The organism is Lysinibacillus sp. KCTC 33748 (assembly GCF_002237755.1).
GTDB lineage: Bacteria > Bacillota > Bacilli > Bacillales_A > Planococcaceae > Lysinibacillus.
The window spans coordinates 17014-32840 of the sequence record NZ_MWSJ01000006.1; the positions used below are offsets into that span (position 1 = coordinate 17014).

Consider the following 15827-nt stretch of genomic DNA (forward strand, 5'->3'; position numbering starts at 1 on the left):
CTCCTTTTCTTAAAATTCCGTATATATAAATGGTCCTGCGTTCATATCATGGAAGCCATGAATAAGAAACAAGAGCACTAAAATCATGAAATAAAATAACGTAAAGCCTATAAAACGAAAAAGCTCATTATTTTTAATGGATTGCATTAGTCCACCTCCAATTAAAAATGAAAAAAGATTGTAACTTTGTAAATATACTAAATAAATTGATATTTTTTCAAGTTATTTCTAAATTATTTTTACCTTAATTCAATTTTTAACACTGATTTGACGGATTGTAGAGAAAATTGTTGCTAAATTCCTGTTTATTCATGAAATCATAAGATTAATTTAAGGTAAAATTAAGGTTTCGGAAATCATGACTATTATTATGGAAGAAAGTGATTTTTGATTCACCGCAACTTGAATTTTTCTAAACGTGATCCTTATTCATTATCGCTGATTTTCCGCTTCATTTGTACTTAAGAAATCCTTAAATTTCGTGACAGAACATTCGGAAATATTTTCATCATTTTCCGACAGAAGACTCCCAACTAATGAATAAGCCGGAGATGAATGTCGGTTGGCGACAATCAAAACGAAAATGGAAGTTGTTTAATTCGTTACATTAAGCATAATCAATGAAAGTAAAATCAAAGTAAATTTGATGAAAAATGTTGGTATAAAATATGAAGAGTTACCACGAAAAATGAAGCCACAAGCCAAACATATGAAGGATCAAGAATCTCACGAAGACTGTTGTAAAGGCATATTTGAGCAACAACAAAAGCGCCATCATTAGTTGAGCACCTCAACTTTGATAGCACTTTGTTGTTGGCCCGTTTTATCGGGCAGTAATTTTATCTGTATCAAAGCGAAGCAAGGTCAAAGCGTATCGCCTCAAAATATATAGAGAGAAACTGCCTGTAGAAGCCCGATTGGTGAAAACTAATAATCAGTGGTGGATAAGAACCCACCACTGATTAAAGTTTCACTTTATCCCGCTTTAACGGGCAGTAATTTTTTCTGTATCAAAACGAAGCAAGATACAAAGGGTCTCGCCTCAAAATAGAGAGAGAAACGGCTCGTAAAAGCCCGATTGGTGAAGACTAAAAATCAGCGATGGATAAAGAGCCCATCACTGATTAAGTTTCACTTTATCCCGCTTTAACGGGCAGTAATTTTTTCTGTATCAAAACGAAGCAAGATACAAAGGGTTTCGCCTTAAAGTATAGAGAGAAACTGCCCATAAAAGCCCGATTGGTAAAGACTAAAAATCAGCGATGGATAAAGAGCCCATCACTGATTAAGTTTCACTTTATCCCGCTTTAACGGGCAGTAATTTTTTCTGTATCAAAACGAAGCAAGATACAAAGGGTCTCGCCTCAAAATAGAGAGAGAAACTGCCCGTAAAAGCCCGATTGGTGAAGACTAATAATCAGCGATGGATAAAGAGCCCGTCACTGATTAAGTTTCACTTTATCCCGCTTTAACGGGCAGTAATTTATCTGTATCAAAACGAAGTAAGATACAAAGGGTTTCACCTCAAAATATATATAGAAACTGCCCGTAAAAGCCCGATTGGTGAAGACTAATAATCAGTGGTGGATAAGAACCCACCACTGATTAAAGTTTCACTTTATTTGAGAAGCTTTAATACTTTTTTGGAAACGTAAAAGTCTGTGCCGTTGTAGACATTGATTGTGTCAAACGTATGTGTTTTTGCGGTTTTGTCTTGTTCGTATAGTACTGTGTTCTTATTAACTGGGATTGTGATGGTTACATTCTTTTTTTGTGCAATAAACTTAGGGTTTTCTTTATCACTTAAGTCAATTTTAGAAGTGTAGCCTTTTTCTGTGAACGCTTTTGTTGCAGGTATATATAAATCATCTGAAAGCTTATTTAAATCGAAGCCCATAAACTTTGCCATCGTATGTGCTAAATCCGTATTTTCGACAAGGCCTGTAATTTTAGATGGTCCGAATGAGTATAAGAATACATCCTCACCCGTGTGCCCACCAGTTGTATAACCAATATTGGCGCGATTCGCAAGCATTTTCACCATTTCTTTGCCTAAATCTTTAGTCGATTTTAAAGTTGCAAGCTCATTCTCAGATAGATTATCTAAGCCATAAAGTGCAGCAACTTCTACAATATTCGATTTGTCTTCTTTTAATTGGCTCAATGCACCTTCGATTGTCATTTTAGCCTTCTTCAGAGGATCGATATAAGCAGATACAGGTGTGTAGGAATAAGTGCTTGTCGTGTTAACATTACCCATTGTAATCCCACTATTGCCGTGGTCTGTAACAGCAATGACCATTGTATTGCCATCTTTTTTTGCAAAATCAACGGCTTCTTTGACTGCAGCATCAAACGATAAAATATCACTAATGATACCGACCGTGTCATTTGCGTGTGCCGCCCAATCCACCTTACTGCCTTCTACAAATAAGAAGAAACCATCTTCATCCTTTTTAAGCGTATTAATCGCTTTATTTGTCATCTCAGCGAGTGTAGGCTCAGATGCTCTTGTTGTAGCACGATCTAAATCGTAGGCAAGATCACTTGGAGCAAAACTTCCCCAAATTTTTGACGATTTACTTTTGAAAAGCTCATCACGAGTCTTAACAATGTCATAATTTTTTTCTTTTAAGACATCCACTAAATGCTCGCCATCTTTACGAGCATTTTTAGTAGTGCCCGGTGCCAGAGACTCTAAGCCACCACCTAACACGACATCTATGTTTTGATAAACTTGCTGCTCAGCAATGTCATCGTATTGGCTTCTATTTTTCACATGTGCAGAAAAGCCAGCTGGTGTAGCATGCTGAATTTCTGAAGTAGAAATCAATCCAGTTGCCTTGCCTTGTTGCTTAGCGCCTTCTAACACATTAGCTACAGGTCTATAAGCATCTTCTTTAGCAATTGGCTCTAGCCCTGGCGAATTAATAACGGCTGGTAGCACACCTACAAATTTATCATTTGATTTATGACCAGTTGCTAACGCAGTAGCGGCAGGGGCTGAGTCAGTAATAGCTGAATCGGCAGAGTATGTACGTACTGCCCCTGATAAAATTTCATCCATAGCCAAGCTTTGCCCTTTGTACCAACGAGAAAGGGTAACTGCATTATTACTACTACCATCCATCACGAGCATAATCACATTTGTTGGTTTCTTCACTTCGGCTGCTTGTACTTGCGGCTGAGCGATACTAATCGACGATAAAGCAATAGCGCTTGCTAAAAATAATGAACTCCATTTTTTTGAGACTTTCATGATTTTCCTCCTTTTGGTCAATTCACAAGTAAGTGTAAAGGAAGTTTGTAAAGCTAGGATGAAATTATTGTTATGAATTGTGGGGGGATTGTTAAATATATAATGATGAGCACTAAAGGGGAAAATAGAATCTGCTTACTATCCATTGATGGAAGCTTGCAGATTCTAGAATTTGCTATAAAGTTTGTGAATGTTTTTCACCGTCAATGGTTTCGTAAAATAATACCCCTTTATCATCAACGAACAAGTTTAAAACCTCTTCCTCTAATAACACTTCTTCTGAACCATCGTTTATAAATATTTTCGTTAAAAAGCCGGCATTATCATAATCACTGCAATAAATAGCATCTTCAAAAGCCGCCAAGTAGTAGCAGGCTGTTTCTGTAACTTGCCTATTTTGCTTTGTTGCTAAGTCATAGGCGTATACCATGTCATCGTCCAAGCTATTATAATAAATAACATTTCCAATAGTATCTGTGTACCACATATCATGCATGAAATCGTACGTGTTGCTTGTAGCAGCAAAATAGTTTTCATTTGCCCATATATGGTCTTCACTTAGTTTCTCGTCATTCACTAAAAAATATGCGTAGGAAATAGCATAAGGTTCACTAGGAGTGATATCATTCCAAGTTGTATCAATATGATACCAATCACCATTAACACTGACTAAATTCCATGCGTGAAGCTGATTATCGCTATAACCATATACATATTTAGCATCAAGACCTGTAGCTAAAAATAAACGATAGGCTAATAGTGTATAAGCTTGGCAAACACCAGTTTCTTTACTAATTAATTCATAAACCGCTTGCCCTTGTGAATCACCTTTTTCAGTATAAGTGGCTAGTTGTACGACAAAGTCATTAACGGCTTTAGCTCGATGAAAATCATCCATGTCATCTGTAATAAACTTCTTAGCAAAGTCCTGAACATAAGCATCAACTTTCTTTTCTTTCTTAGCATCTGTTATATATGTAAAGTCAAACTCTACCTCGTAACCATTATCTACTTCCCATGCTTCCCAGTTGTAATCTTGAATATAGCCTGTTGTATAAGGATTAACAAAATTAAGTATGTTATAAAGATCATTAATTTGTTCTTCAAATGTATCCCAATCTAATTTTCCTCTATACATAACTGTAAAGTTTGGGTCGAACGATGAAATATGTTTTTCAATTTTTTTTGAAAACTGCAGCATAGCAGGATCTTCCTTGAATAATGTTGTAGAAAAAAGGTCTTCAGCAGAATACTCGGCTGATGGGGCTTTATTAGCAAGCTCCTTTGGGTCCATAGAGCTTTCTTCTTCTTCTGATTCAAGTTCATCTTGTAATAGTACTTCGGCGACCTTGATAGCAGCTGAACAAGCGCTAAGCGTGCTTAATAGAATAAGTAAAAAAATCAGCAATATACTCTTTTTCATAATTCCTCCCATTATAATTATATTTTTGGGTCATGACTAAAACGTGGATTGATTTCCGTTCCGACTGGGGGCGTCGGATGAACCGCTTGGGGCAACAAATGTTTTCTGTGAAAAAGTGTAGTGTTAACGTAGCGGCAGCGACACGAGGTTGGTCACAAAAGCATTATCACAGGACGTGATGCTTTTATACTGCTGACCTCCAAGGAGTTACCCAGTTTCACATTAACGACCTTAAATAATGGATATATTCCTAGATTTTAGAGATGACTTCTATTTTAACTATTATAGGGTAAGATGGTGAGAGTGTGGTGTGCTATATTTTGGTAAAACTAGCCGATATAGGGCGAAAAATGGCAATTATTAATCTCAGTTTGTCAAGAGAACCTTTTTTTGTTATAATGTGATATGTTGTGATGTTCGAAGTTCGGGAGGTGCAGTGTATGCATACAGTAGTATTAGTTTCATTAGTTATCGTTTCAATAGCGTTGATCGTTGTAGTATTACTTCAATCTAGTAAAAGTGCAGGCTTGTCAGGTGCCATCTCGGGTGGAGCTGAACAACTATTCGGAAAGCAAAAAGCACGCGGTATGGATCTAATCCTTCACCGTACAACAATTGTGTTAGCAATATTATTCTTTGTTTTAGCAATTGCTATTACAAAAATCTAATAGTTGAAGATATTTCGCCTAACCTTACTGGTTGGGCGTTTTCTTTTATAGTTCAAATTTTTTGAACGTCGATACATTGTTAGGACTGTAAAGTGAATACTCGCGCGGAGTAGGGAAATACCCGCGGAAGCAAGGCGAATACCCGCGAAGCAAAGCAATACCCGCGAAAGCAGGGTAAATACCCGCGGAAGTAAGGCGAATACCCGCGAAAGCAAGGCGAATACCCGCGAAAGCAAGGCGAATACCCGCGAAAGCAAGGTGAATACCCGCGGAAGCAGAGCGAATACCCGCGGAAGTAGGGCAAATACCAGCGGAAGCAGGGTAAATATCCGCGGAATCAAGGTGAATACCCGCGGAAGCAGGGCAAATCCTCGCGAATCACGAAATCCACCGCACGTTTGCCGAGGATTCCCATATAGCAACTTGAAGAAACAGACCCCAAAACTTTTGAGGAAGCTTCAGTATGGCTATAATAAGAATAAGTATGTATTTGGATGAAGGAGAGCTCGACATGAAAAAATCGTTATCACAGCCTTTTTTCTTTCAAGCAGGACCTCGAGCAGTTTTATTATTGCATGGGTTTACGGGAAGCTCGGCGGATGTGCGCATGCTTGGTAGATTTTTAGAGAAAAAAGGGTATACTACATTAGCACCTCATTATAAAGGTCACGGTGTGGAACCTGAGGAACTTATTACAACAGGTCCTGCTGATTGGTGGCAGGATGTCGTAGCCGCGTACAAACAGTTACAGGAAGCGGGCTATCAGGAAATTGCGGTTGCTGGCTTGTCATTGGGTGGTGTCATGGCTTTGAACGTTGCGCTGAATAACCCAGTGAAAGGGTTAGTGACTATGTGTGCTCCGATGACGATGCGTACAACGGATGTCATGTTTGAAGGTGTCCTGAAATATGCGAGGGACTACAAAAAGTTCCAAGGTAAAGATGAGGCGCAAATCGAAGCTGAGGTTGCGTTAATTGCTGAAAAGGGCATGCCATCTTTACAAGAGTTGCGAGAGTTTATTGCTCGGACACGTCAGGAAATTGACATGATTTATGCACCAATTTTTGTCGTGCAAGCGACAAATGATGAGGTAATTGAGACAGAATCTGCCAACATTATATATAATCAAACTGAGTCACTTGAAAAACAGATCAAGTGGTATGAAAACTCAAAACATGTTATTACGTTAGATCAAGAAAAAGATCAGTTACATGAAGATATTTATTGCTTTTTAGAAAGCTTAAATTGGGCACAATAAAACATATAAGGATTTTCTCATGAAGGAGGGAAATTATGAAAGACCAAAAAGATACCCTACAAAGTCGTTTACTCGATTTTTTCGGTGGAGAAGAATATAAGCCATTAACAGTTGGCGAAATCGAGGATTTATTCGGCTTTGAGGATGCTGACGAATTTAAAGAATTAGTAAAAACGTTAGTACGTATGGAGGGGCAGGGCTTAGTTGTACGTTCTCGCTCCAATCGTTATGGCCTGCCAGAGCGTATGAATTTACTTCGAGGTAAATTTATCGGACATGCGAAAGGCTTCGGCTTTGTGGCACCTGATATTGAGGGAATGGACGATGTTTTCATTCCACCACATGAAATAAATGGTGCGATTAATGGCGATACGGTGTTAATCCGTGTGTTAAAGGAATCATTCGGTGATCGCCGTGAAGGAACTATAACAAAGGTAGTGGAACGTGGGCAAACGAGCTTTGTTGGAACGTTCCAAGCAAATCGAGGCTTCGGCTTTGTTGTGTTAGATGATAAAAAACTACCGATGGACATTTTCATTGCTAAAGGCGATACATTAGGGGCTGTCGACGGACACAAGGTTGTCGTTGAGGTAGCTACTTGGCCAGAGGATTTAAAATCAGCAACAGGCTATATTACGAAAATTTTAGGCCACAAAAATGACCCAGGTGTGGATATTCTATCTATTTTATATAAGCACGACATTCCACCTGAATTCCCAGAAGAAGTAGTTGCTGCTGCGCAACGCGTGCCAGATGAAATTACAGAGGCCGATTTAGAAGGTCGCCGTGATTTACGCCACGAAACGATTGTGACAATCGATGGAGCGGATGCGAAGGACTTGGATGATGCTGTAACCGTAACGAAAAATGTAGATGGTACTTATAAACTTGGCGTACATATTGCAGATGTTAGTTATTATGTAACACAAGGCTCTGTAATAGATGTTGAAGCTTATGATCGTGCGACAAGTGTATATTTAACAGACCGCGTTATCCCAATGATTCCACACCGATTATCGAATGGAATCTGTTCATTAAATCCACAAGTTGACCGTCTAGTACTATCTTGTGAAATGATTATTGATGGAAATGGTAATGTAGTATCACATGAAATATTCCAAAGTGTCATTAAAACAACTGAGCGTATGACGTATAAGGACGTTTATAAAATTTTAGAGGAGCAAGACGCAGAGCTAATTGCCCGCTATGAGCCACTAGTGCCAATGTTTAAACATATGGCAGAGCTGTCTAACATTTTACGTAATAAACGTCAAACGCGTGGTGCCATTGATTTTGACTTTAAAGAATCAAAAGTGATCGTGGACGAAGATGGCTGGCCAGTAGATATTGAATTACGTGAACGTACTGTCGCAGAGAAATTAATTGAAGATTTCATGCTAGCAGCTAATGAAACGGTAGCGGAGCATTTCCATTGGATGAATATACCGTTCCTTTACCGTATTCACGAAGATCCAAAGCCAGAAAAGCTACAACGCTTCTTTGAATTTGTTACGAACTTCGGTATTTTAATCAAAGGTACAGGAAACACAATTCATCCGAAAGCTTTACAAGATGTATTAAAAGCTATCGAAGGTATGCCAGAGGAGCCTGTTATTTCAACGATGCTACTACGCTCGATGCAACAGGCAAAATATTATCCTGAAAGTTTAGGCCACTTTGGTTTATCAACTGATTTTTATACACACTTTACGTCACCGATTCGACGTTATCCGGACTTAATTGTCCATCGTTTAATTCGAACGTATTTAATTAATAAAGATACATCAAAAGAAACAGTGGCACAGTGGAGTATGGCGATGGATGAAATTGCGGACCATACGTCAGAACGTGAGCGCCGTGCTGTTGATGCAGAACGTGATACAGACGCACTGAAAAAAGCACAATACATGTCCGATAAAATTGGTGAAGAGTTTGAAGGAATCGTTTCGTCGATTACAAACTTCGGGATTTTCGTGGAGCTTCCTAACACGATTGAAGGACTTGTCCATATTAGCAATATGACAGATGACTACTATCGTTTTGACGACCGTCAAATGATTATGATCGGTGAGCGTACAAATCGTCAATTCCGTATTGGTGATGAAGTTACAGTCCGTGTAGCAAATGTTATTATTGAGGAGTCATCTGTTGACTTTGAAATCGTCGGAATGGTAACGTCGTTTGGACGAACACGAAAAGCAGCACCTACTGTCATTCACGCACGTAAAAACTATAGCGACAACAAAGGTGGTCGTAATAGCCGCAGAGGTGGTCGCGAAGAAGAAAGAGGCGGACGTGGCAGCCGCAGTGGTCGCAACGAAGAAGAAAGAGGCGGACGTGGCAGCCGCGGTGGTCGCAACGAAGAAGAAAGAGGCGGACGTGGTAGCCGCAGTGGTCGTAACGAAGAAGGCCGAGGCGGACAAGGAGAGCGACGTGAAAACGACCGTGATCCACGAGGACGCCGCAAAGATGGCTCAAACTCAAGCCCAGGCCCTAAAAAAGGCGTGAAGCAAAAGCAAAAGTTCTACGAGGGCGTCGCCAAGAAAAACAAAAAGAAAAAAACAAAACGTAAATAAAGTAAAAGTATAGGTGAAGGCACCATTAGTGCTTTAAAGCAATTTGAAGCGGGGTGCTTTCACTTTATCAATAAAAGCAGGCGATCCTGCTCAACCTTTAAGTAGAGGTGAATATTATGGCAAAAGGTACTGGGAAAGTATTAGCACAAAACAAAAAAGCTGGGCACGATTACTTCATTGAAGAGACAATCGAAGCGGGTATGGTGCTTACAGGCACAGAAATTAAATCCATCCGTGCAGGAAGGGTTCAACTAAAAGAATCTTATGTACAAATTCGCAGCGGTGAAGCATGGATCAACAATATGCATGTCAGTTCATTCGAACAAGGCAACCGCTTTAACCACGACCCACTACGCGCCCGCAAATTACTGCTTCATAAAAAGCAAATCGGCGAGCTAGTCGGTGCTGTAAAACGTGACGGCTACACAATTGTTCCGTTAAAAATGTACATTAAAGACGGCTATGCCAAACTATTAATCGGTGTCGGCAAAGGTAAAAAAGATTACGACAAACGTAATGACATGCGCAAAAAAGAAGCGAAACGCGATATGGAACGCGCCTTCAAATCTAAAAATCAATAGTCATAGATTGTTAGAGAGCTCACTATATTTACATAGTGAGCTTTTTGTATTTGGGCAGATAGAATTCTAAGAAAGGTTCTAAAAGATATTGAGTAAAAAATATAATAAAGAACTACCGCATATAATAGGAGGGAATCCGCATTCTTACAATAGGACGAAAATTTATGTTTATGAACATAGAGCACATTTATTTTGCCGAGGAACGTAACAATGTCAGCGAAAGAAAAAAGCTAGTTTGCTACCACCAAACAAAGCGACCAGCACAATCACTCCAAACCCAAAAGACAATGCAAATCATGCTACAGCAAGATGAAGAAATCCTATTAGCGAATCTCTCCAAAATGAATCGCTATATGCTTCGCCGCGCAAAAAAAGAGCCTTACGAAGCCATCATAAAAGAAAATCCATCCGATCAAGAGCTAGGAGAATTCCAGCAATTTTACAACGCCTTCGCCAAAATAAAAAACACTGCTCGCGTTCGAAAATTTCATCTACACACGTTAAAGTTACTGCGCGAAAAAGGCGCACTCGTCTATACAAAGCTTCAAAACGACAAAGGTGAAGCACTATGCTATCGACTGTACATTGCCGACGAAGATATCGTTTTTAATTTATATACAGGTACGGCGGTCTGGATCAAGGATAGACCAGATCTAAAGCAACAAATCCGCTTCGCCAACCGCTATTTACTATGGGAAAATATCATGATGTTCCGCAGCAAAGGATACGCACACTATGATTTCGGCGCAGTAACGAACAAGGACGAAATTAACGAATTCAAGCTCGGCTTTGGCGGACAAGAGGTAGAAGTCTATTACGGCTATCTTACAGAATCTAAATTAGGAAAGCTCATTTTACGATTAAGAGACTTAAAATTTAAGGTGATGAAATAAGAAAATCATTGTGGTCTAGCCAATTATTTCTACTATGCGGGACACTTGAACTATAGATAGATTTGCTTTATAATAAGTATTACTGAATGCCAGATTACATGGAAGCGTACTTTTAGCTCCCACCGTACTAGAAGAAATTCTAGCTCCTTTGCTTGAACGAAGCTACGTGCTTCGATTCATATTCAAGGGGACGTTACGGATTCGACAGGGATGGTTCAAGCTTTGGTCGCGCGTCGGAGGTCTCGGCTCCGTCATCAACGGAAGTTATATAATAACTGGCAAACAACAAAACTTAGCTTTCGCAGCGTAAGCTCTTAAGCGCTCTGCCTCTCTATCGCCCATGTAGAGAACGTAGGGCCCAACTTTAGTGGGATACGGTCGATGGTGCCACCTGAGTCACCGACAAGAGATTTCCAGGTTAGCGTACGGGACGCCTGTTTGTCGGCATAATGCTACGTGAATCGTAAATAGGCAAACTACACGCGTAGAAGCTGAAGTATTGGAGTTTCTGGACGCGGGTTCGACTCCCGCCGTCTCCATACATAGTTATCATATGAATACATATGATGCTCAAAACCCTTGATATCAAGGGTTTTTTATTTTGCCCAAAGTTTATCAGGTGCATTTAGGTCGATTAATCCGTAGTCAAAACCGTAGTCAAAACCGTAGTCAAAAACGTAGTCAAATCCTTAGCTTATTTCTGTAGATATTGTATATACTTTTCTGCAGCTCGTGATTTTGCTTCTGCTGTAACGTGCGCATAGATTTTTAAAGTTATTTCTAAATCCATATGTCCAAGCCGTTCCATTACTTCTCTAGGTGTAACACCCGCTTCTAAAAGTAGTGTACAGTGAGTGTGACGTAAACCGTGAGTCGTAATTTGTCTAAGATTATGTCGGCGCTGTATACTTTTAATCCATTGATTTGTTTTGGAAGGGTATACGTATGCATTAAGCGTATTGCTGAAAACTAACTGATTTGTATCATTAAGAGCTTTTAAATTTTGTTCTTTTAATAAAATTCGTTGCTCCTTTTTCCACTGTTCTAAAAAAGAAAGGGTATCTTTATCAATAAGAACCGCCCTGGGTTTCCCATTCTTGGTTTCTTTTATATACAAACCGTTTGTAGGGCAATAAGAAAGAGCTTTATTTATACGAATACAGCTGTTTTCAAAATCGATATCTTTCCATTTCAAAGCAAATGCCTCACCTTTTCGCATTCCTGTATGTGCTAACGTATTAAAGAATGTAAATTTCATAATAGGCTCTTTTTTTAGCGCTTCTAAGAAATTAGTCAACTCTTCTGCTGAGTAATAATTGCCTTCTAAAAATTCTTCCTCTACATTTTCATTTATTTTCTTCAATGGTTTTGGTCGATCAATATATTCCATTGGATTTTTTTCAATGTAATCACGTTTTTTTGCATATTCCAGAACTAATGAAGTGTAATTTAATACGTCCTTAAATTTTTTAAGTTTTTTAGGTAGAGTATTAGCGAATTTTTGACAAAAATCTACTGTTATAAAGCGGATCTTCAAAGATCTAAATGTAGGTAAGATGTGATTTTTAAAAATACTTTTAGTTTTTCCTAAGGTACTTAATTGGACAGTATTTTGGTATTGCATTAACCAATCTTCATAGATTTCTTCAAAAAATTTGTCCTCTATCTTCTTTGGAGCAAAGTCAATCTCCCCGTTAGCAATTTGATATTGCAAACGTTTTAGCTCAATTTCAGCTTCCTTTGCAGTTTTAAAACCGCGCTTTGTTGTTCTTTTTTCATTTCCCGTTAATGAATCAGTACCAAGGTAGATTTGAAACTGATAGCGTATAGTGCCATTTTTTAATTTATAACTTTTAATCTCAGTCATATTTTCCTCCGTTAATGCTGTTGGGGCATATGGGAGATGTGAGTAATTATATTAGATACTCAATTAGTATTTCAATAAGAAAAGAAAAAACAGCCTTCGGGTTATTTTCGAAGGCTGTTTAGAGCTATGCAGCGAGATGTTTGTTTTTGTATTCAGCGAATTTTTTAACTGCTTCTTCCTTAGATTCAGTTGTAACCCAATCGTAGACATTCATAGTAGTATGAACATTGATATGTCCAAGTCTATTCATAACATCACGAATCTTCATCCCTGATTCAAAGCAATGAGAACAATGAGAATGACGAAGACCGTGAGTCGTAATTAGTTTTAACCCAAATGTAGATTGGATTTTCTTAATCCAATCATTAGATCTAGACGGATTAATATGTTTATTAAATTTATTCATAAATACTAATTGAGTTCGGTTAAACTGCTTTTGTCCGCGTTTGACTAGAATAGCCTTTTGTTCCTGGTGCCATTCCTTTAAAATTTCGGCGGTCTCATCATCGATAATAATATAACGAGACTTTCTATTTTTGGGTTTTTTAACATATAATTTCTCCTCTGAGGAATAAGAAAGTGCTTTAGTAATATAAATTTTATTTTCTTCAAAATTTATATCACTCCATTGTAATGCATAGGCCTCACCTTTCCGCATTCCCGTAAAGCTAAGCAGATAAAAAAATGTAAACTTCATTTCAGAGTTTGCTACTTTTATATCTCTTGCGCATTTTAAAAACTTATGAAGTTCGTTTATTGTATAAAAATTACCCTTAAAACAGTCCTCCTCTCCTTGGACTATTTCCTTTTTGTATTTTGGCTTGAGTACGAATTTCATTGGATTTTTACTAAGCGCATTTCTACCAACGGCAAATTCAAAGATATTTTTAGCATATGATTTTGTCTCATCGAGACTAGGAAATTCAGAAAGCAACTGATTGAAGAATATTTGACAGGTATCCACATCAATCGATTTAATGGCCTTGTTCCCGAAATAAGGGAGTAAATGATTTTTAACGAGACCCTTAGTTTTTCGAAATGTACTTGATTCAACTGTATTTCTATATTCTTGTAACCAAAGATTAGCGAAATGTTCAAATGACTGACTGTTAATTCCCCTATTGGATACTGATTTCAAAACATCCTTTGTTAGTGTGCCATTTCTTTTATGTTTATTTAAAAAAATTATAGCCTCCATTGCTTCGTCTTCTGTCTTAAAACCTCTAAAAGTTGTATGTTTTAAATCTATAAGTCCTGCATAATAACGAAACCAATAATTGATTTCCCCATTTTTTTTGAAAGTACATTTTATTTTTATCATTTTGATACTCCTATTCGTGCTGTTTTAATTATTTGAAGAGATTATATTTCCTCTTTTACTAAAAAACCAAGATTCAAGGAGTGTTTTTTATTTGAAACACAAAAAAGTTATTTTAATTAGAAGATATGAGTTTAAAAGAGAGGATAATTGGATAAAAATCTTCTTCGTATATTATGAGATGGCTGCTGCAGAGAAAAAGGCAATTAGGACCGTAATGAAAGTTACGTCTTACTTTATAGCCTTTGTTTTCTGATCTTCCAATAATCCTCTATCAGTAAACCCCTTAGTGATATAAAATTTCTCGAGTAGTTATGATTTCTGGTGATAATTTGCGGAATTTGAAGATTCAGGTACAGTTCTTCCTGCGGGAAAATGACAACAGGTTGTGAACTTACTATGGAGCTCTGGCAAATAGAGAAGGATTACTTCAAAAACATAGAAGACGGTCACCCTGATAAATCGGAAAAAGACAAACATAAAAAGACTAAGATATATTTATAGAACTGCAATTAACGATATAATCAATAGCGCAAAAGAAGAAGAATTTGTTTGATTCTGCTACAATCCTATGTTATATTCTAAACAGAAGAGATGGTGGAGGGAGGATTAGTTAACTAATCCGCTGGTACCGATACGCTCTTTCAGAGACCCTGTGGGTGGTCGGGTACGACGTTCAGCTATTCTCGAAGATATAAGCCTTTGGGCTTTTTTTTTTCAAATTATGTAATTTATCATACATCAATAAAAGAGCAGCGAGCATTTCCTAATGGTTATGCTCGCTTTTTTTTATGGCCAAATAATCTTAATCAGCCTTTAATTTTTTTGTTTTGTTGATAAGAATATGATTCAATAATAAAAGAGGTAAATGTCATTGCAGAATTTACAGCCAATCGAGCGTGGTGTTCAGTAGGTTTATATTCTCTTGCGTGTGAATCACTTGCTTTGGTTCTGAGTTTACCAATTCCTAAAACAATGCTATTTAATCCTTGGAGAATTTGTTTTAGGGATTCATTCAAACCATCTTGTCCTGGATCAAAATTAATTAATTTCTTAATTCGATTGTATAGAGCAGACATCTCTCCACCATTTTTTTCACGTTGACCAGTTAAACGTTCTTCAATTTCTAGTAACACTTCTTCAACTAAAGCTCGTGCATTTGTAATGGCACCATCAAAATCTTTTTCAAATAACTTCTTTTCACATTTATCTATTTGTTCTTTCAAAAACTCAGTAGATAGGATTTCTAATTGTTTTTCTTTTACAATAACCTTCGATGATATTAGACCATCTAAAGAAAACTTATTGCCGTTACGAATAATCTTGATGTCGTCTAGTTCAAGATACGAATTCCAATACTCGATAATTTCATCAACGTCAAATTGCGATTGAACTTCAAGGTAATGCTCAGCACTTAAACTGTAATTAATAAACTCTAGAAGCCTGTCTTGATTAATAATTTCTTTTATTTTTGCTTCAGCAAACACCCATCTTGTGGGAAATCCAGGTCCATATGTATCATCAAATCCAAGGTCATTAAAAAAATCAACAAGCTTAGGGCCCGAACGATAAATGGATTTTTCATTATCTCCTGCAATAGTCTCTGCCATAATTTTTATTGTTTTATTTTTAATTTTCAATCTTCCTTTCTTGATATTTACATATATAACCTATTGATTTATATTCGAAATTTTATTATCACTGATACTCTTCCACTATCCTGCACCGTTAGTTGAATAGCAATAGTTTTTTCGAAAATAGCATTGCTCAAATACCCTAGCTGTCGGGATAGTGATCTACGATTGGTCGCTGAATATATGAATTGAATCCCCCCTCTAAATAGACTTCTATAGGGGGAGCTGCTACGGCTTCTGGATTTGGATACATTTTTGTTTAAGTTTTATCGAAAACTCGCGTCTTTGAGCAAAATAGAGAAAATGTATTACGCTAACTAAAAGAATATAAAGGGAATGCGGAAAATTTC

General features: G+C 37.6%; 11 protein-coding genes and 1 other RNA gene. 6 read left to right on the forward strand and 6 right to left on the reverse strand.

Annotation, left to right across the window (positions count from 1 at the left end; genetic code table 11):
• Positions 1-9: 9 nt before the first annotated feature.
• From B1B04_RS10340 to B1B04_RS10350, 3 genes are all read right to left on the reverse strand, one after another.
• Complete coding sequence (locus B1B04_RS10340; protein ID WP_079561393.1) at positions 10-147, reverse strand: teichoic acid D-Ala incorporation-associated protein DltX; 138 nt, start codon at positions 145-147, stop codon at positions 10-12.
• A gap of 1471 nt (positions 148-1618) precedes the next feature.
• Positions 1619-3259 carry an alkaline phosphatase gene (locus B1B04_RS10345; RefSeq protein WP_079561394.1) on the reverse strand — a complete coding sequence of 547 codons (1641 nt, stop codon included), beginning with the start codon at positions 3257-3259 and terminating at the stop codon, positions 1619-1621.
• 175 nt (positions 3260-3434) lie between these two features.
• Complete coding sequence (locus B1B04_RS10350; protein WP_094075093.1) at positions 3435-4682, reverse strand: transglutaminase domain-containing protein; 1248 nt, start codon at positions 4680-4682, stop codon at positions 3435-3437.
• Between the two features lie 440 nt (positions 4683-5122).
• Here B1B04_RS10350 and secG point away from each other — a divergent pair, with 440 nt between their 5' ends.
• The 6 genes from secG to ssrA all read left to right on the forward strand — a co-directional run bounded on the left by secG (position 5123) and on the right by ssrA (position 11200).
• Positions 5123-5350 (forward strand): preprotein translocase subunit SecG, encoded by a 228-nt coding sequence (gene secG / locus B1B04_RS10355; protein ID WP_079561395.1) that lies wholly within the window; start codon positions 5123-5125, stop codon positions 5348-5350.
• Positions 5351-5861: 511 nt separating this feature from the next.
• Positions 5862-6608 carry an alpha/beta hydrolase gene (locus B1B04_RS10360; RefSeq protein ID WP_079561555.1) on the forward strand — a complete coding sequence of 249 codons (747 nt, stop codon included), beginning with the start codon at positions 5862-5864 and terminating at the stop codon, positions 6606-6608.
• Positions 6609-6643: 35 nt separating this feature from the next.
• A complete protein-coding gene (gene rnr, locus B1B04_RS10365; RefSeq protein ID WP_079561396.1) occupies positions 6644-9184 on the forward strand; it encodes a ribonuclease R in 2541 nt (846 codons plus the stop codon).
• Between the two features lie 116 nt (positions 9185-9300).
• Positions 9301-9765, forward strand: coding sequence for an SsrA-binding protein SmpB (gene smpB / locus B1B04_RS10370; RefSeq protein WP_079561397.1), 465 nt, complete (start codon positions 9301-9303; stop codon positions 9763-9765).
• Between the two features lie 164 nt (positions 9766-9929).
• Complete coding sequence (locus B1B04_RS10375; RefSeq protein ID WP_079561398.1) at positions 9930-10658, forward strand: hypothetical protein; 729 nt, start codon at positions 9930-9932, stop codon at positions 10656-10658.
• Positions 10659-10844: 186 nt separating this feature from the next.
• Positions 10845-11200, forward strand: a transfer-messenger RNA (tmRNA) gene (gene ssrA / locus B1B04_RS10380).
• A gap of 152 nt (positions 11201-11352) precedes the next feature.
• On the opposite strand, the gene B1B04_RS10385 is transcribed toward ssrA, so the two are convergent.
• From B1B04_RS10385 to B1B04_RS10395, 3 genes are all read right to left on the reverse strand, one after another.
• Entirely contained in the window at positions 11353-12525 is a 1173-nt protein-coding gene (locus B1B04_RS10385) for a site-specific integrase (protein WP_079561399.1), read from the reverse strand.
• A gap of 124 nt (positions 12526-12649) precedes the next feature.
• A complete protein-coding gene (locus B1B04_RS10390) occupies positions 12650-13846 on the reverse strand; it encodes a tyrosine-type recombinase/integrase (RefSeq protein ID WP_079561400.1) in 1197 nt (398 codons plus the stop codon).
• An 806-nt stretch (positions 13847-14652) separates the two neighbouring features.
• The gene (locus tag B1B04_RS10395) at positions 14653-15483 is read right to left on the reverse strand and encodes an abortive infection family protein (protein ID WP_079561401.1); all 831 of its coding nucleotides are present in this window, start codon (positions 15481-15483) and stop codon (positions 14653-14655) included.
• Between the last annotated feature and the right edge of the window lie 344 nt (positions 15484-15827).